The sequence below is a fragment of the Prevotella aff. ruminicola Tc2-24 genome (genome assembly GCF_900110895.1).
Classification (GTDB): Bacteria; Bacteroidota; Bacteroidia; order Bacteroidales; family Bacteroidaceae; genus Prevotella.
On sequence record NZ_FOIQ01000005.1, the window covers coordinates 23,554 to 41,935 of the forward strand.

Genomic DNA, 18,382 nt, shown 5'->3' on the forward strand with positions numbered 1-18,382 from the left:
ATCACTATAGTTTTAGGTAAATAATGGTTTCGTGGGGGACGAAATTAGGCATTTTTCCACAAATTACCAAAGAAATCTTTCAAATATTAAACATAATTAGTAATTTTGCCGAAATAAAATACACTCCCCCTCAAATATGGCAGGCATCTACATTCATATTCCTTTCTGTAAGACACGTTGTATCTATTGTGGATTCTATTCTTCAACCCGACTCGAGTGGAGGCAATCGTATATTGATGCCGTATGTAAGGAGATGGAACTTAGGCACAAAGAGCTGACGGCAGATGATGGGAATACGAACATTTCCACCATCTATCTTGGTGGAGGAACGCCATCTCTGTTAACGCCTTCACAGATAGAGCAACTTTTTCACACCGTCTATCGTTTTTTTTCTGTTGCGGATAATGCCGAGGTAACAATGGAGTGCAATCCGGACGATGTGACGGAGGATTTTGCCAAAGAGCTCTGCCTACTCCCCGTAAACCGAGTCAGTATGGGTGCCCAGACGTTCAATAACCAGAGACTGAAATTGCTACGACGCAGGCACTCGGCGCACCAGGTGACGAGTGCAACAGAAAGACTGAGGACCGCAGGAATCTGTAATATCAGTATAGATCTGATGTACGGTTTCCCGGGAGAGACACAAGAAGAATGGGATGAAGACATTCGTCAGGCTCTGGCACTTCAGCCAGAACATCTTTCAGCATACTGTCTCATGATTGAAGAAGGCACTCCACTTTACCAGATGCAGACAGAACAAGCAGACGAGGAAACCGAACGAAAAATGTACGAGACACTTATTGATCGATTGGAAGAAGCCGGATACGAGCATTATGAGATATCTAACTTCGCCAGACCAGGGTATCGTTCTCATCATAACAGCAGTTACTGGACAGGCATCCCCTACCTCGGTTTCGGTGCAGCCGCACATTCCTACGACATCAAGAGTCGCAGTTGGAATATCTCGGATATCAATCTGTATATAGAAGGTCTCAGAAACGGACAACGTATCTTCGAAGAAGAAATACTTAATAAGGACACCAGATACAACGATATGGTGACAGTGGCACTGAGAACACGAGAGGGGTTGGATCTTACGCAACTCTCAGAGGAACAAGCTTCTTATTGTCGAAAGAATGCTACACCCTATATCAAGAGAGGATGGCTAAAAGAACACGAAGGAAGAATCCGGCTCACCCGCGAAGGTCTCTTCGTCAGTGATTTGATTATGAGTGAGCTAATGGTTGTAGACTAAATAGATTCCTGCAGCATCAGACGACAGATGGCAAAGATATAATACGCTATCAAGAGAGGGTAACCTATATAATATAATGTAGTAATGCTGAATACCACATAATCGACAGCACAGATAGCAGCCAAACCGCCTAAGTATAGAATCGTTTCACCCAGAGAGAGATGTCTCGACACATCGTCGACCGTAGCAATGGCAACAATGACAATAGCCCAAACAGAAGAGACAAACAAGCCCAAATGAAGCGGTAATGCAAATGGATTAAGCGATGGATGATAATAGAAATGCCGCCACGACTCTGGTCCGAACAATTGAATAGAGCTATAAAGCACCGCCGACGATGCAACCAACAGACACAGGGTTGTCGGATAGAACGAGGGAATATCATTAAAATGCACAATCTTCGCTCCCTTCCGTAAAAGACGGCGTACCCCATAGGCTGCCACGATTACGACACAGAAAGCCAAGAAGACAAGCAGGTGAACATCAGAAAAGATATCAATAAACTGACTAATCGGATCGTCGGGAGACACCTTTGCCAGTAGTTCCGACTCATGAACCCACCCAAAGGTTAACTGATCACGAGCTACCTTCACCCAAACAGAATCTATAGAGTCGGCTGAGATGGTCCTAATGTCAGCTACAACGATATGTTCGTGTCTGCGGAGGACTATGGAGTCTTTTTGCCTTTCCATCCCCACCGACTCGATCTCAACTGACACCACATCAGGTATGTCCATTCCTTCCGGTTGCTGTTCGACAACGACCAAGGAATCGCCTGTTACAACAAAATTATAATTCTGCGAATAATGATGGGTGGTGTAGAAAGATATCGAATCAAGCTGTTGTCTGGTAAGATCCCAGGCATCAGGTGTCAATGGTCCCTTGTTATAACATCCCGTAAAGAGGAACGAAAGAAGGAGGAGTCTAACAATGGTCCGCATAGATATTCATCTGGCAATGTTGACAATCAAACTCAAGACGGAAGCGACGACCGTCGCCTAACATAAGAGACAGGGGTTCTCGCCATACAGGACGTTTTCCACCATGTTTCACGCAAAAGCCAAGACTGTAACGGAGACAATGGCGGCACTGCATAATCGGGCCGTTACCACCCTTCAGTTCAAAGGCCGTGAGATCTGCAAAGCCATAGAAATCGCGTGCGAGTCGATTAGATATATTATATAGGTAAGGATATGGATAGCCCGCATGGTCTTTCTCGTCATGAGCAACAGAAAGACGCGTTTGTTTATCACAATCGGAATCACCATCCTTACTTAATAGTTCTACGAGTTGTCGTCGCATTTCAGACAGCAAACTATTCGGAATAAAATAATTAAAGTCTGACGGGATTTCAATATCCTTACATTCATATATAGTATCTCCAAGCTTTGTCAGTTGGCGGACCAGATTCTCGCGGGGAGACTTCTGTGCTTGTTGGTGCTCTGCCGGAAAGTGAAGAGAAACACGCGAACCATGAAGAAGAGCACTAAACTCAAATCCATCGTCGGCAACAGAGAGAGAGAGGGTGATGGGAATCTTTCGGTAAGCACTGGGCTTTGACAGAAGCCGTTCAAACTCCTGATCACTGTTTCTATAGAGTCGCATTCCAGGACGCAGTCCCTGAGGCATCTTATACGGATAGATGCGATTACTGACAACGCGATTGGCACGAAATCCCTCGAATTGAACTTCTGTTTGGGGGGACGAGGCGGATGACTTTGCAGAACGTAGATAACAAAGGCCATCACCATTGGAGAAACTTACCACACCCGCCACATTGAAGGAATCACCACGAATCTCCTTCACGGTTCCGACATACTCACCAATAGCCTTAGGGGTATCAAAGGAAGCAATGGCTGGCTGACGTCCATTGGCGAAGTAGGTCGTATAGCCACGATTGAACGTCTTATTCAGATTCGGTTCAAATGTATAGTTACAATGTCCTTGCGACGCACGGCAGTATTTATCGGGATAACGACGGATTATTTCATTCAGACGCTCACTATAGGCCGCCGTCACGTTTTTCACATAAGAGATATCCTTCAACCGGCCTTCGATCTTAAACGATGTAGCTCCTGCCGCAATAAGTCTTTCCAGATTATCACTCTGGTTCATGTCTTTCAATGAAAGTAGATAACGTTCGTGTTCTATCTCTTTCTCGTCTGCGTCTATCAGTGAGAAACGCATTCGACAGAACTGAGCACATTCACCACGATTGGCAGACCGACTAAAACAATGCTGAGAAGCATAACAGATTCCCGAATAGCATACACACAAGGCTCCGTGGACAAACACCTCCAGTTCCATGTCTGGTACAGCACGGTGAATCTCCGCGATTTCCTCTATTGACAGTTCACGAGCTAGAACCGTCCTGGAAAAGCCAAGACTTCCAAGCCACTGCACTTTTCCCGCCGTTCGGTTATCGGTCTGAGTTGATGCATGAACACTCAGGGAAGTAAGAGATTCTTCCTTCAGCATCTGAAGTACGCCCATGTCCTGCACAAGAATGGCATCCACGCCAGCGCTAGCTAACTCATGTAAGAGTTTCTGTGTGGCTTCCAACTCCTCATCATAAAGGATTGTATTGACTGTGACATAAACGCGAACACCAAAGGGATGAGCATATTCGCAAAGCTTGCGGATATCCTCCACGCTATTCCCAACGGCAGCACGAGCGCCGAAACGTGGCGCTCCGATATAGACGGCATCGGCACCGTGGTCTACAGCCGCGATGCCACATGCTAAATTCTTAGCCGGAGCAAGTAATTCCAGTTTCCTCAATTGTCAGTTATCTGATATCGTCAATATTATATGGAGTTTCCTGATATACATAATAGTTAATCCAGTTGGCATACAACAGGTTAGCATGCGCACGCCATGTCACCAACGGAGGAAGATCCGGATTGTTATCCCGGTAGTAGTTCTTGGGAAGGTCAACGTCATCACGTACCCCCCTATCTCGTTTATACTCGTTGTCAAGCGTGTTCGGAGCATACTCCAGATGCCCAGTAATATAGAACTCGCGTCCACCTCGTGCCATCACCATACTCACGCCACATTCTGGAGACTCAGCAATTAGAGTTAGTTCCGGATTAGCGATAATATCCTCACGGTGAATTTCCGTATGACGACTATGGGGCATCATAAACACATCATCGAAGCCTCGGAAAATAGGAAGCGTCGTTCCAACATGATACTGTGGAAAGATGCCAAACATCTTTTTATCCAGCGGATACTTAGGTATTCCATAATGGTAATAAAGTCCGGCCTGAGCAGCCCAGCAGATATATAGTGTGCTCGTCACATGCGAGCGGGCCCAGTCGAAGATTTCCGTGATTTCATCCCAATAGGTCACTTTCTCGAAATCCATTGTCTCTACAGGTGCACCTGTGATAATCATTCCGTCGAATTTCTCCTGTCGCATGGACTCGAAATCACGGTAGAACATCATCATATGTTCTATCGGCGTATTCTTGGGGGTATGACTCTTCAGTTTCATGAAGCTTATCTCCAACTGCAAAGGTGTATTTGAAAGCAGACGGATCAGGTCTGTCTCTGTTGTAATCTTCAAAGGCATCAGGTTCAGGATGACGATACGCAAAGGACGAATGTCCTGCGTCGTCGCTCTTGAATTATCCATCACAAAGATATTCTCATTCTTCAGAATATCGATGGCAGGCAATCTATCGGGTAATCTTAATGGCATTTTAGTGGTTTTATTTAATTCTTATCAAACAACAGGAAATATTATCTAATCCTCCCTTCTGGATAGCTGACAGGCAGAGTTCATCAACGTCGCCACCGTCTTCCAATATTTGGGAAATTGCACTATCCGGCAGCATATCAGTGAGTCCATCGCTGCAAAGCATGAAGGTATCGCCCACAAGCACATCGGAGGTTATCTGAACAATATCTATATACGACGTGCCACATCCTCCTCCAATACAGTTTGTGATGATACTTGTATGTTTCTCCGAGCCCAACATATTGTTTAACGAATGATCCGTCGTCAACTGAGTCAGTTGTCTGTCACGAAAACGATACAAACGACTATCACCACAATTCAGCGAATAGAAATCATTATTATAATAGGCTAATCCAACCAATGTTGTTCCCATCCCCTTAAAACGTTCGTCGGCACGTCCCTTCGATGCGATGAAAGCGTTGATGGATCCCAGCCATGATACAATTATCTCATTGAAGTCGCCAGCCCCAAGTCCCGCAGGTATGTCATGGTAGAAGAATTGTAGGTTTTTCAGAACATCCTCACTGGCAACATCGCCACTGTTATGACCGCCCATACCATCAGCGATGGCAATGATATAACGGTCTTTCTTTTCCAAGTCTACGTTTTTACTTATATGGGCGTCACGAATATACTGATCGTCCACAAGTATCATATCCTCATTGCTATGTCTGACACAGCCTACATGGCTGACTGCTGTTATCTCTAATCTTATCATCTGAGTATTATCTAATAATAACCTGAAGGTTGATATTGGCGATGGTTAGGATATCTCCATTACTCAAAGTCATCTCAACATCAGGCTGCATTAAATGCTGATTCAGTCTCGTGCCATTCGAAGAGTGTTTATCGGCAATGCACCAGCCTGTACCCGATTTATATTTTAGTTGCGCATGAACACCTGAAACGTATGCCTGATGCTCAAAGAACTGTGTATATGGTCCTTGTCGACGACCGATAATTGCTCCATTCATGGCAACCAGACGTATATTGAGGCTATCGTTCGCTAGTGTCATCACAGGAATATTCTGTGAGGAGCCAGGCTGAGATACACCTGGTTCTGTCGGAATATGAGACACATAGCCTGTAACAGACATACCTGGCGGTATCTCTCTCTTACTGGAACCAGCAGAGAGCATCAGACCTCCACAATATGTACAGCGCCTGCCTAATCCTACCCTTCCGCAATGGTTACAGAAAAACAATTCCTGCCCACACTGATCGCAATAGTGGGAATCGTCATCTATCTCCTCTCTACATGCTGGACAAATAATCATTTTCTATATATCTTCTGGCAATATTATCTGATATGTTTCTTTCGTTACCTGATCTGGCGGCATCTTAGACACACGGAGAGACAACCTCTGGATGGTGGCATCAAGCAAGTTACGCATCTCGCGGGCATTGCCCCACGACTCATCCTTACCCAGCACCATCTTATAGATTGTATCAAGCGCCTTAAACTCAGCCGTCGGTGAGAGTGTATACTGATCCTTTTGAGCCATCTGCTTAAAGATAGCCAACAGTTCATCTTCATTATAATCATCGATATGGAGCTTGTGTGTGAAACGACTTGCCAAGCCTGGGTTCATCTGTAAGAACTCCTCCATTTTATCTCTGTATCCGGCAGCGATCACGACGAACTTTCCACGATCATCCTCCATTCGTTTTATCAAGGTGTCTATGGCCTCTTTGCCATACTGGTCTCCACCGTCGCCCAGCATATAGGCTTCGTCGATAAACAAGACTCCGCCCATCGCCTTATCACACAAGGCATTGACAATCTTCGGGGTCTCGCCCATGTATTTTCCCACCATCGTGGCCCGGCTGACCTCCAGCACTCGGTTGGTGGGTAGGATATCCATGGATTGCAGCACCTCACCCATCTTACGGGCAACAGACGTCTTTCCTGTTCCCGGATTACCCGTCAAAACAAAGTTCATAGCCATCTGCTGGACCTTTCCGGCACCCATGGCTGCACGCTGTTTCATAAACATGCTCTGAACAGCCAAACGACGGATCGAGTTTTTCACCGTACGCATACCGATAAGTTCATCAAGTTCATTCAATACCTCATCCAATGGACGAGTCGTCTCGCCCTGAGCCATCGGAAGGTCTTCTGGTATCAATCCGAACATATCATTCTCCTTGAAGCCGGAATCGTTCATTAACGTCACCAAACGTTGACTCTGGCGTTCCACCGTTTCGTCAAAGATCCGACGTGCCTCGCGGGCATTACCGAAGTTTTTGTCACGTCGCAGGTACAACTGTTCAAACTGTCGATGAATGGCAGCACGAGTCGTGTCATCGATGGTGAAGTTCTTTCCTTTTGCCAAATGCAGGAAGATGTCTGTCAGTTCGTCAGGAGTATAGTCGTCGAAATGTATCGTCTGTGTAAAACGACTCTTCAGACCTGGATTAGAATCGATAAACTCATGCATCTGGTCCGTATAACCAGCAACGATACAGATAAACTTACCACGGTCATCCTCCAATCGTTTCAATAATGTATCAATAGCTTCCGCTCCGAAAGAGTCTCCCTCGCTAGACCGCAACGTATACGCTTCATCAATGAAGAGTACACCACCCATGGCCTGATCTACCAGTTGGTTGGTCTTTATGGCCGTCTGTCCAGAATAACCTGCAACAAGTTTTGATCTGTCAGCCTCAACCAACTGACCTCTAGACACGATGCCTAGAGTCTTGAATATATCTGCCATGATCCGGGCAACAGTAGTTTTTCCCGTTCCCGGATTACCTGTAAAGACATAGTGTTTCCCTTGAAATGTACTTGTCTCTCCACGTTTTATCTGCAGATTCAAGTATGCAGCCAAGTTCGAGACCTCTTTCTTAACAGCATTCAGTCCCACCAGTCCGTCTAGTTTTGCCAGACAGTCAGAGATATCCACCGAACGCGGAGTCTCGTATGGAATATCTTCCATCTTGATGGTCATCAACTCCTCATTGCTCATTGTCGAGATACTCTCGCTTTGCAGGCGCTGAGCTTGTCTCTTACAAATCTGGTCAAAGAGTGTACGCATGGTACGACCATTGGCAAAATCCTTATCACGAGACTGATGCATCTCAGCGATCATCTTCCTAGTCAGTTCCTCAGCCTCTTTCGAGAATACGTATTTCTTCTCTTTAGCGAAGACCTGCATAATCTCGTACAATTGCTCAGGCGAATAATCCTTGATATCAAGGAAATAGTTGAAACGACTTCGGAAGCCAGGATTTATACGGAACAGATTTTCCATCTCCATCCGATAACCGGCAGCAATGACCACGAATTGTCCGCGATCGTCCTCCATCCGTTTCATCAGTTTCTCCAGAGCCTGCGCCCCCTGATTATCACGTTCTCCTGCAGCACTCAGGGGAGCCAATGTATAAGCCTCGTCAACAAAAAGGATTCCTCCCTTTGCCTTATCGCAGAGTCGGTCTACGACCTTTGGTGTCTCACCCTGATAAGGACTCACCATCTTCGCACGGTCTACTTCCACGACATGACCACTATCAAGATAGCCGATGGCAGCCAGTATCTCTCCAAGTTTACGAGCAATTGTCGTCTTACCAGTACCGGGATTACCCGTCAGGATGATGTGCATACCCATCTTTTCCTGTTTTCCCAAGCCACGTTCCGCACGCTGTATGCTGTTCTGCACAGCATAGGCAATCTCGCGCACAGCACTTTTCACCTCATCCATGCCGATGAAGAGATCAAGATCTTTGAGAACCTCATCAACAGTCCGTTCTTCGGGCACATACCCTTGGATATCCTCTTTCTCCACCCGTATGGCCTTTTCACCACGACTGATGAAATGTGTAAAGATATCCTCTGCAGTCTTTATGGCAAGATGTCCATTACCAAATGTCTCATCCTTGATCTTCAACTGATATTTAAAATATCGCATCAACTGATTATCCGCCTCGGCTGAGAAATCCATGACACCATACTTCATCCTGAGACTCTTCTTACAGATATCCGTTAACTCATGATATCCAGGAGTTGGCAGACGGAAGGTGTATTTGAAGCGGTTGGCCACTGCAGGATTACTCTCTAAGAAATCTTCAAGTCCCTTGCTCAGGCCCGAGATAATGACAACTGGGTTATCATCCCATTTGTCCATCTCCACAAACAACTTATCAAGCGGATTCACCTGATTAGAATATTTGTCAGGGAGTAATTTCTGAACATTATCAAAGAACAGAATGCCGTTCTTTGCCTTTTTGATATTGTCGTCCCATTTGTCAACAAAACGCTGATAGTCGACAGCATCAACCATCGTCAGTTTGGGCTTCTCAATAATCTTATGCTGATAGAAATAGTCTCTGAGGATTTCTGCAAGGGCTGTTTTACCCGTACCCGTCTCACCTATAATCACAGCATTGACAGAGATACGAACATTCACGATATCCTTACGAGAACGGAGATAGGCATAAGTATCGACTATCGTCTTGAGTTGCCTCTTCACTTCGTCGAGTCCCACAAGTTTATCAAGCAAATCCTGACTGACAAGTGGTTTTCCACACCACTTACAGAACTTGGCGATACCCCGATTTTCCTTATGACAGTTCTCACATATCATTATTCGACATCCCTTTCTAATTGCTTTATAATTTCAGTAGGAGAAATCCTCTTCACGTCCGGATTATCGACATTCATCAGAGTAGGACTGAAGATGATAAAGTTCAGCACAAATATCAGTGCCAAGACACTCCATAGGATATAATGTAATACACTCTCACCACTGATGGAGCGCACCTGATCGGTCACGTCGTTCAATACACCGAACTTCGACCCATTATAGCGATACGATTTTGTCTTAAACGTATAGTATAGGGGCTCCAACAATGTTGACTTGATGTCATTCTCCAATACCTCGGCAATCAGTTTGCTATCTGCTTTCTGATCACCACGGAAGTCTGTCAGATGGCATACCAGCATATACACCAACGTTATAACGATGATCGCCATATTAAAGAGAGACGGGTGAGACTGCCCGATATATTTCAAGACTATAATAGGTATAAAGGAAGAGAAAGCCCCCAACAATCCCCAAAAACAAGAGAACACGAAATCATAGCCTCTGAAATAAGCTCGGGTACCCACAATGATGGCGGTCATCCCACCTAACGGAAGGCCTATGGAGAGGAACGTATGGTTCAACAGGTATGTGTGGTTCTTGACACCTATCAATAGGATCAACAGTAACCAGATACCACACAGGACAAAAAAGGTCATCCGCCAGAATTTCTCTCTCTTCTTCGCATGATACCAACTGTCGCGCACACTCGTTACCCTCTTAGATGTTTCCTCTTGGGCATCAATAAAACGCTTGTAATAGGGTTGGGAGATGTCAATCTTTCCGAGGGCAAGAAGCCATTCCTCAAGGGCATGCTCATAAGCATACTTCGTGGAGAAATCGGCAAAAGGATCTTCATGATAGAATACCGCCATCCACTGAGCAAAAGAGCCATTTCGTAATTCCGCCCTAATCTGGGAGAAGTTGTGGGGATCAATAGATCGGCCATCAACATACTCTACTCCATCTGACATCAGATACGATGGGGTAACCCCCAAGATACGGCAGAACTTATAAACTGCAGTCCTCGCATCGTATGCTCCTAGGCGCTCACGATTCTCCTCACTCTTCAGGTCAAAGCAACGGGTATACTCATTCAAGACCTCTGTCCAACCGTGTAACTGAGCATAATAATAGAAACGCCCATTAAGATCCAGGAAGTCTTTCATCTCCTCTTTGAAATCCTGAGCACTCATATGCTCGCTCTTCCTCAGTCGCTCGGCGAGTTGTTCGCCAATCTGTAGCGGAGTAAAGGCGCTACGCAGATCATAACCTGCATGACGGTCCAGATTATAGAGGACTTTATATGCCAAAGCTTCCGAATAAGACTGTCCCTGGGTCAATATACGAAGACTCTCACATGCCATCCGGTCTTCATGACTATACATCCATGAGAGCAGACGTCCGTCTGTCAGGATATGCCAGTCGTCAGCTGTCAGTTTCTCCTTCCCGTAGGTGCTGACAATCTCCTTCAGATTTGATGACGGATATCGAGCTAACAGAGATATCTCCGGATCTATCTCATAGACCAAACGCATAATAGCCACATGAGTATCATGATTCTCTGACGGGGAGAAATACGAGCGTAATCGATCTATGTTACACTTTGTGTGTGATTCCAGATATAGGAAAAGGCTATCATTGGGATTAGTAAGAAGAATCCCATAATCACTCTGATAGCTTAATAGTGAGATGGCAACACTATGTACATCATCACAAGGATTTCCCTTCACGTCCTTGTATGGGTATGTAGGTTCCATGGCATAGATAGCTGCCATCAGTCCTGCACGCAGGTCAACCGGATAACGGTTAACGACGATATCCTTGACAATCGTACTCAGTTTCTGGTTGCCACATGACTCCAGCCACGAACTAATCCGTCCGTTGTATAAATAGCCAACTGCCAGTTTCTCGTTATCGAGCAGCATGGGGATCAGCTCATGAATGTTATCAGCCACAAGATTCTTATCAGGATCCACAATAAAGCTCTTGTATTTCAGGAACGGTGACGATAAATCGACCTTCGGACTGGCACCTTCAAACCATTGTTCCACTTGTTCATATCCCCATCGATTGATCGGGTTGACAACGGTCAGTCCTTGAACAAGTAGTCTGACGCGCTCTGGCAGTTCATTGATATGAGGAAGACGACCCTCGTTTTTCTGACGCATCATCACACGCTCGTTCGTGCTCATCGGGTTCTCACCCAACCAAAGTGCCATCAGACTGATTCCCAAGGAATAGAAATCTGCCGCAGGTGTCACTTCCACGACACCGTCAATCACATCAGCATACATCTCTGGAGCCGCATATATTGGGGTACGAGCCTGTGTGGTTTTGTGCGCCTTCCCATCCTGATCCAAGATACTAGAGATACCAAAGTCGCCCAAAACGAGTTCCGTATGCTCCTTGTCGCGGAAAAAGAAGTTACTTGGTTTGATATCCTTGTGCAAGATATTGCACTCATGACAATATGCCAATGCAGCAGCTCCTTGCAGAGCGATACGCCGGAACTTATCCATATCGCCATTAAGTCTGTAGGCTGCCATGGTTCCGCCTGCCAGATACTCCATCAGTTCATAATAGCGATGTTTACCCTCAACATATGTTTTGCCAAAGTCGAACACTTTGACAATCATCTCGAAGTCGAAGTTGTAGACAGTCTGAAGGATTTTCCTGTTGACATCAAAATTGGGGTAATATACTTTCAGAACGTATTTCTCGTCGTCACGCTCAACGAGATACACCTGTGCCTCACCGGAATTATCGCTCAGGCACTGGACATTCTTGTATTTGACTCCTTTTAACATGAAGAAGTCGTTTCTGGCATCCTCACCAAGAGCGACTATTCCGTCTGCCCTCATCGTACTGTCCGCACGGTTCATGACAGGTTTCTCTGATGTCCGCATGGTTCCTACATGAGGCTCCGAACGCATCGTCATTCCTCCTAAGCTAGCAGGATCCACCCGTTTTGTTCTATCAATACCGTCTGCCGTTTCTGCCATATGACCAAGAGTTCTTTGCGTGCCCATCACTCATCGTCTTTAATATCCTTCTTCGTGTTCTTTCCTAAAATAACCCATTTTCCACCCAGTTGTGGTTTCGCACAACCACACGGACTGGAATGCAATGCATGCTTATAATTACACTCCCAAGCAAGTCTTACCCCCTGTGGCCGACACGCCATAGCATAGTTTCGGACCAAGGCTGGTTTGGGCTGAGGCGTCTGTGCCATCTGCTCCAAGATATCCGCGATTTTCTTGAGGCGTTCTTGTCTCTTCGCGTCATACTCCTCCTTGCTGATGCGCTTATTCCCTGATTCTGCAATCACAGGATGAGCGATTCCTCTATCTTGTGCCAGTAACGTCAAAACGCGTTCACGCAACTTGATATTTCGCTGATCACGATGCAGGTCTCGTTCAGAGGAATAAGGGACGACGTTCTCCATCTGCTGAAGCTCCCACGCCAATTTCTGCATCTCTTTAAACTCAGGAAGTTCATTAACTTGTTCTGCCAACTGGCGAGCCTCTTCTGTCAGAGGGGTTCCGCACTGTTTACAAAAAGCGAAGTCATTCAACGTGTGACAGACAGGACAGACTATACCGCCACGAGGACTGCCGCACTCCGGACAGAAAGCATCTTCGTCTGAGATAGGAGTACCACAGAACGAGCACACATCTTTCCTGACATAATGACGACATACCTCGCAGAAATCTGCATCCGGTTCAAGCAATGCGCCACAGTTCGGACAGGTCGTCATCACGATTGCGTTTCCGCAGGAAGCACAGAACAGCGCTTCCGGTTCGTTTAGCGCTCCGCAATGAGGGCACTGTACCCTCTGCGACATTTGCGCCTGTTCTTCCTGCTGCTCCTGCACCTCAGAGAGCATTTCCACATGAGAGTTCTCGCGCTGGGCTTCTTGCGTTCCGGGAGTAATCTGTTCTGGGTTTAAAGTTATATCTTCTTCGTTCATAAACGCGCGTTTGAAACAACTAAGTTAGGTGCAAAAATAGATAAAAATATTTAAATCACCAAAAAAACCGCCGTAAATTTATATTTACGACGGCATTTTATCAAGGTTCCTGAATTCTACCAAAGTTGAAGGCGCTCTGACTTCGGGATAAACATCTTATCACCCTCCTTTATGCCAAAGGCCTCGTACCATGCATCAACATGCGGAAGAGCTCCATTCACGCGCCAACGTCCCAAGGAATGCGGGTCACTTTTTGTACGCTTTCGGATCTCAGCCTCTGTAATATTTCCTGCCCACACACCAGCATACGCATGGAAGAAGCGCTGGTCGGCGGTCAGTCCATCAATCACTCCCAACGGCTGATATTTTGTTGCATTCTTGTATGCTGTGTAAGCGACCTGAAGCCCGCCATGATCAGCCAGATTCTCACCAAGGGTCAGTTGACCGTTAGCCTTCAAATCAGGTAACACACTGATAGCCGAGAAGAAATCTGCATATCTGCCCGTTCTCTCTGTAAAGTTATTTCCATCCGACTCTTTCCACCAGTCCTTCATGTTTCCGTCTTTATCGAAACGACGTCCTTGATCATCAAAGCCATGTGTCATCTCGTGGCCGATAACCACACCTATAGCGCCATAGTTAAAGGCATCATCGGCAGATGGATCAAAGAACGGATACTGAAGTATTCCTGCAGGGAAACAAATCTCATTAGTCGTGGGATTGTAATATGCATTCACAGTCTGTGGGGTCATATGCCATTCATCACGGTCGACAGGTTTCCCTACCCGATGATCAATAGCCCATTTTGTCCAAAAACGACTACATTCCAGCATATTCTCATAGTAAGATTTTTTAGGATCAATTTTTAAATCCGAGATATCTGTCCACTTATCAGGATAGCCAATCTTCACATAGAACGTATTCAACTTCAACAAGGCATTCACCTTTGTTGAATCACTCATCCAGTCCTGGGCTGCGATACGCTCTCCAAGAGCAATCTGTAGATTTTTCACGAGCGTCGTCATACGTTGCTTCGAAGACTCAGGGAAGTACTTCTCTGCATAGATTTTTCCAAGAGCCTCACCCATCACGCGCTCCACCTGCGAGGTACTGCGCTTCCATAACGGGTGGTTCTCCTTACGACCAGAGAGCACACGACCTTCAAAATCGAAGCTTTCTGCTATGGTTGCATCACACAGATAGTTTGCAGATTCTGTGATGATGCCCCACTCCATCACATCACGGTATTCCGAGGGCTTCATGCTTCCCACAAGTTGGTTGGCTCCATCAAGGAAAGCTGGCTGTCCCACAACCATTTCCTGAAAATACTTACTTTCTATGCCTCTGGCATTCATGACCTTTTCTAACGGGAGATTGGGGTATCTTTTCACGAACTCAGCCAGAGTCATTTTGTTGTAATTAGCCTCAGGATCACGAAGCTCTGTGCGCGACTTAGATACCTTGGCCAGGGCAGTCTCTACCTTCATGATGTTCTTCATCTTGGCCGTTGCTGCGCTCTTGCTGAAGCCAAAAAGCTGGAACATCTTGACGATATGCTTTTTATATGCCTCACGGATGTCTGCCGTTGCCTTGTCATTATCGAGATAATATTCTTTCTGACCTAGCGACAAACCTCCCTGATACACATTGAGGATATTTTGTGTAGCATTCTTGTCATCTGCTCCGAAACCAGCATTAAAGAACTCTTCTTCACCATACGGAGCTTGCTCCAACTGGATGGCGAGCAGTTGCTGATTTGTCTTGGCTGCCTCCAGACGCTTGATGAGAGGCATGACAGGTGCCACACCGTCCTGATTGCGTCGATCTATATCCATCGCCAACTTATAGAGATCACTGAGTTTCTGCTCAATTGTCCCCTCTTCGTAGGTATTGTTCTGCAACTCCGAAAGAATCGCGTTGATACGCTTATTGTTATCTTCCTGCAGTTTGTCAAAACTACCGTAGCGTGAATAGGCCGCAGGCAGCGGATTCTTCGTCATCCAGCCACCGCATGCATATCCATAGAAGTCGTCACCTGGTCGTATGGCTGTGTCAAAGTCTGTCACGTCCAGACCTGAGTGCAACGGTTCCTGAGCCAAAGCGCTCACAGATACTGATGCAATTGTCATCATCATGATTATTCGTTTCATTTTTCCTTTATATTTATGATTGATTTAACATTTCCAGTTCTTCACTCAGCCGCTCCCATTTTTCGATTTCCTCGTCAAGGCAGCCTTTCGTCGAAGTATACTCCGTCACTAGCGTCATATCTGAGGCGTTCTCAGGCACCATCAGCAGGTCGTCAAGTTCTTTCAGACGCTGTTCCATCTTTTCGATCTTCGCCTCCGACTCCTTGACTGCCTTTTCCGCACGTTTGATGCGTTTCTGCTGTTCCTTGTGTTCGGCATAACTGAGAGCCTTAGATGCCGATTCCCGCATGTTCACCGCTTGGGAACTGGGATTTTCCCCGGAGGAAAGTCCAGGTTTCCCCGAAGGAAAGTCCATGTTTCCTCGGAGGGCATTCTTTCCCGTCCCATCCAGTTCACTAAGTTCGGATATCTTTTTCTCCCGCAGGAAGTCATAGACACCACCAAGATGCTCCTTGACTCTGCCACCGCCAAACTCGTAGACCTTTGTCACGAGACCGTCAAGGAACTCACGGTCATGCGACACGATGATAGCCGTTCCGCCAAAGGCCTTAATAGCCTCTTTAAGCACATCCTTCGACGCCATGTCCAGATGGTTTGTCGGCTCATCGAGAATCAACAGGTTGACAGGCTCCAGCAACAGGCGGATCATCGCCAGGCGACTTCGTTCGCCACCACTGAGGACCTTGACTTTCTTGTCAGCCTCTTCGCCGCCAAACATAAACGCTCCAAGGATGTCCTTAATACGCAGACGGATCTCTCCCTTTGCCACGTTGTCTATTGTCTGGAACACCGTCAGGTTTTCGTCAAGCAGTTGCGCCTGGTTCTGAGCGAAGTAGCCAATCTGCACCTGATGGCCGATCTTCAGTTCTCCATCAAATGGAATCTCTCCCATCATGCATTTAACAAGCGTGGATTTTCCTTCGCCGTTCTTTCCGACAAACGCCACTTTCTCGCCGCGCTTGATGGTGAGCGTTACATGGTCGAAAACAGTATGAGAGCCATAGTCCTTCCTCACCTCGTCACAGATGACAGGATAGTCGCCACTTCTCAAACAAGGCGGGAATTTCAAGCGCATGGCTGAGTTGTCCACCTCATCAATCTCGATGGGCACGATCTTCTCCAGTTGTCTGATCTTCTGCTGTACCTGCACAGCTTTCGTGGCCTGATAACGGAAACGCTCAATGAAAGCCCTCATGTCGGCAATCTCCTTCTGCTGGTTCTCGTAGGCACGGATCTGTTGCTCCCTGCGTTCCTGACGGAGCACAACATACTCGTCGTACTTCACCCGATAGTCAACGATGCGTCCGCAAGAGATTTCCAACGTACGGTTCGTGACATTATTGATAAAAGCTCGGTCGTGGCTGACAAGTACCACCGCACTTGAGCTCTGCGCGAGGAACTGCTCCAACCATTGTATCGACTCGATGTCTAGGTGGTTTGTCGGCTCGTCGAGTAACAGCACGTCAGGCTTCTGTAACAAGATCTTCGCCAGTTCGATACGCATACGCCAGCCTCCAGAAAACTCCGAAGTGGGTCTCTCGAAGTCCGTACGCTCAAAACCAAGTCCCGTAAGTGTTCGTTCCAGTTCGGCTTCGTGGTTTTCTGCGCCCATCATCAGATAGCGCTCATGCTCTGTAGTGAATTTCTCAACCAGCGCCAGATAATCCTCACTCTCATAGTCGGTACGATCCACAAGTTCTTGGTTCATCCTGTCTAATCGTTCCTTCAGTCTCATGACATCAGCAAACGCTTTCTGCGCTTCTTCTCGTACTGTCGTATGATCCTGCAGAACCATCACCTGCGGCAGATAACCGATTCGACAATCGTTCGGTATACTCACCGTTCCCTCCGTCGCCTTCTGCTGACCACAAAGAATCTTCAGCATCGTTGACTTTCCTGCACCGTTCTTTCCTACAAGGGCAATACGGTCTCTGTCGTTGATGACGAAACTGGCATCGACGAACAATGGCTTAACGCCAAACTCCACTTTCAGTTTGTCTACAGATATCATCGCTTGTCCACAAACGTATAATCCTTATATTCCTCACGAGGGAAACGAAGCATCTCATCATCGATATCACCAGATTGGAAGTTCGATATCTTGACTGTCGTCCATATGAATGCCACCTTGATTCGGAGCTTGATCGGACGATAGCTCTTGCGCTCGACAAGGGCATGAATCTCCTTCATTCCCTTCATACCTTTTTTCACTCGCAGTGTCAGCATCAGTCCGTCCTGATGGTTGGCAATGCTGTAGTCGTAATTATCAGGCTCGAACTTGAACTTCTGTGAGTATTTATCCGAACGATTGTTCTTCGCACTGTGGATCTCGACTTCCTTCTTTCTCTTCTTAATGGTGTATACCGTCGTGCCGTCGTTCCATGAGTTCATCTTAGCATCTACGAACTTACTTTTCTTTCCTTTGTACCAGATAGTACCATAGGTCTTGTAGATACCCGTTATGTTAACATCATAATGCATGGTGGCACCTTGCTCACCAAACACCTGTTGGTATGCGGAATTAAAGATACGTCGCGCCTGACGGGAGTTGGCTGTCTCCTCCGCCCTCATCATCGTCTGCGATGCCAATAGTAGCATCACACAGAGCATTATCCTAAACTTTATTTTCATTTTTCTGCTTTCGAACTGCAAAATTACACATTTTTTCGTTTTTTA

12 protein-coding genes are annotated in these 18,382 nt (G+C 46.4%); 1 reads left to right on the forward strand and 11 read right to left on the reverse strand.

Features of this window, described 5'->3' with window-relative positions; genetic code table 11:
- Window positions 1-136: 136 nt before the first annotated feature.
- Window positions 137-1,255 carry a radical SAM family heme chaperone HemW gene (gene hemW, locus BMY63_RS09545; RefSeq protein WP_091916261.1) on the forward strand — a complete coding sequence of 373 codons (1,119 nt, stop codon included), beginning with the start codon at window positions 137-139 and terminating at the stop codon, window positions 1,253-1,255.
- On the opposite strand, the gene BMY63_RS09550 is transcribed toward hemW, so the two are convergent.
- The 11 genes from BMY63_RS09550 to BMY63_RS09600 form a co-directional block, all read right to left on the reverse strand.
- Window positions 1,252-2,196, reverse strand: coding sequence for a beta-carotene 15,15'-monooxygenase (locus tag BMY63_RS09550; protein ID WP_091916263.1), 945 nt, complete (start codon window positions 2,194-2,196; stop codon window positions 1,252-1,254). The two genes, hemW and BMY63_RS09550, sit on opposite strands and share 4 nt — an antisense overlap.
- Window positions 2,180-4,036 carry a peptidase U32 family protein gene (locus tag BMY63_RS09555; protein WP_091916269.1) on the reverse strand — a complete coding sequence of 619 codons (1,857 nt, stop codon included), beginning with the start codon at window positions 4,034-4,036 and terminating at the stop codon, window positions 2,180-2,182. The genes BMY63_RS09550 and BMY63_RS09555 overlap by 17 nt, the downstream gene beginning before the upstream one ends.
- Before the next feature lie 7 nt (window positions 4,037-4,043).
- Complete coding sequence (gene metA, locus BMY63_RS09560) at window positions 4,044-4,961, reverse strand: homoserine O-acetyltransferase MetA (RefSeq protein WP_091902287.1); 918 nt, start codon at window positions 4,959-4,961, stop codon at window positions 4,044-4,046.
- 10 nt (window positions 4,962-4,971) lie between these two features.
- The gene (locus tag BMY63_RS09565; RefSeq protein ID WP_091902288.1) at window positions 4,972-5,718 is read right to left on the reverse strand and encodes a PP2C family protein-serine/threonine phosphatase; all 747 of its coding nucleotides are present in this window, start codon (window positions 5,716-5,718) and stop codon (window positions 4,972-4,974) included.
- 7 nt (window positions 5,719-5,725) lie between these two features.
- The gene (locus tag BMY63_RS09570) at window positions 5,726-6,277 is read right to left on the reverse strand and encodes an FHA domain-containing protein (protein ID WP_091902289.1); all 552 of its coding nucleotides are present in this window, start codon (window positions 6,275-6,277) and stop codon (window positions 5,726-5,728) included.
- Between the two features lie 3 nt (window positions 6,278-6,280).
- Window positions 6,281-9,586, reverse strand: coding sequence for an AAA family ATPase (locus tag BMY63_RS09575; RefSeq protein WP_091902291.1), 3,306 nt, complete (start codon window positions 9,584-9,586; stop codon window positions 6,281-6,283).
- Window positions 9,586-12,588, reverse strand: a complete 3,003-nt coding sequence (locus BMY63_RS09580; protein WP_177178423.1) for a serine/threonine protein kinase — start codon at window positions 12,586-12,588, stop codon at window positions 9,586-9,588. Before BMY63_RS09580 ends, BMY63_RS09575 begins: the two co-directional genes overlap by 1 nt.
- Before the next feature lie 26 nt (window positions 12,589-12,614).
- Window positions 12,615-13,556 carry a zinc ribbon domain-containing protein gene (locus tag BMY63_RS09585; RefSeq protein ID WP_091902295.1) on the reverse strand — a complete coding sequence of 314 codons (942 nt, stop codon included), beginning with the start codon at window positions 13,554-13,556 and terminating at the stop codon, window positions 12,615-12,617.
- Between the two features lie 116 nt (window positions 13,557-13,672).
- Window positions 13,673-15,706, reverse strand: a complete 2,034-nt coding sequence (locus tag BMY63_RS09590; protein WP_091902297.1) for a M13 family metallopeptidase — start codon at window positions 15,704-15,706, stop codon at window positions 13,673-13,675.
- A 13-nt stretch (window positions 15,707-15,719) separates the two neighbouring features.
- Window positions 15,720-17,717, reverse strand: a complete 1,998-nt coding sequence (locus BMY63_RS09595; protein WP_091916273.1) for an ABC-F family ATP-binding cassette domain-containing protein — start codon at window positions 17,715-17,717, stop codon at window positions 15,720-15,722.
- Window positions 17,714-18,337 carry a LolA-like protein gene (locus BMY63_RS09600; protein ID WP_143065765.1) on the reverse strand — a complete coding sequence of 208 codons (624 nt, stop codon included), beginning with the start codon at window positions 18,335-18,337 and terminating at the stop codon, window positions 17,714-17,716. Before BMY63_RS09600 ends, BMY63_RS09595 begins: the two co-directional genes overlap by 4 nt.
- Window positions 18,338-18,382: the final 45 nt, after the last annotated feature.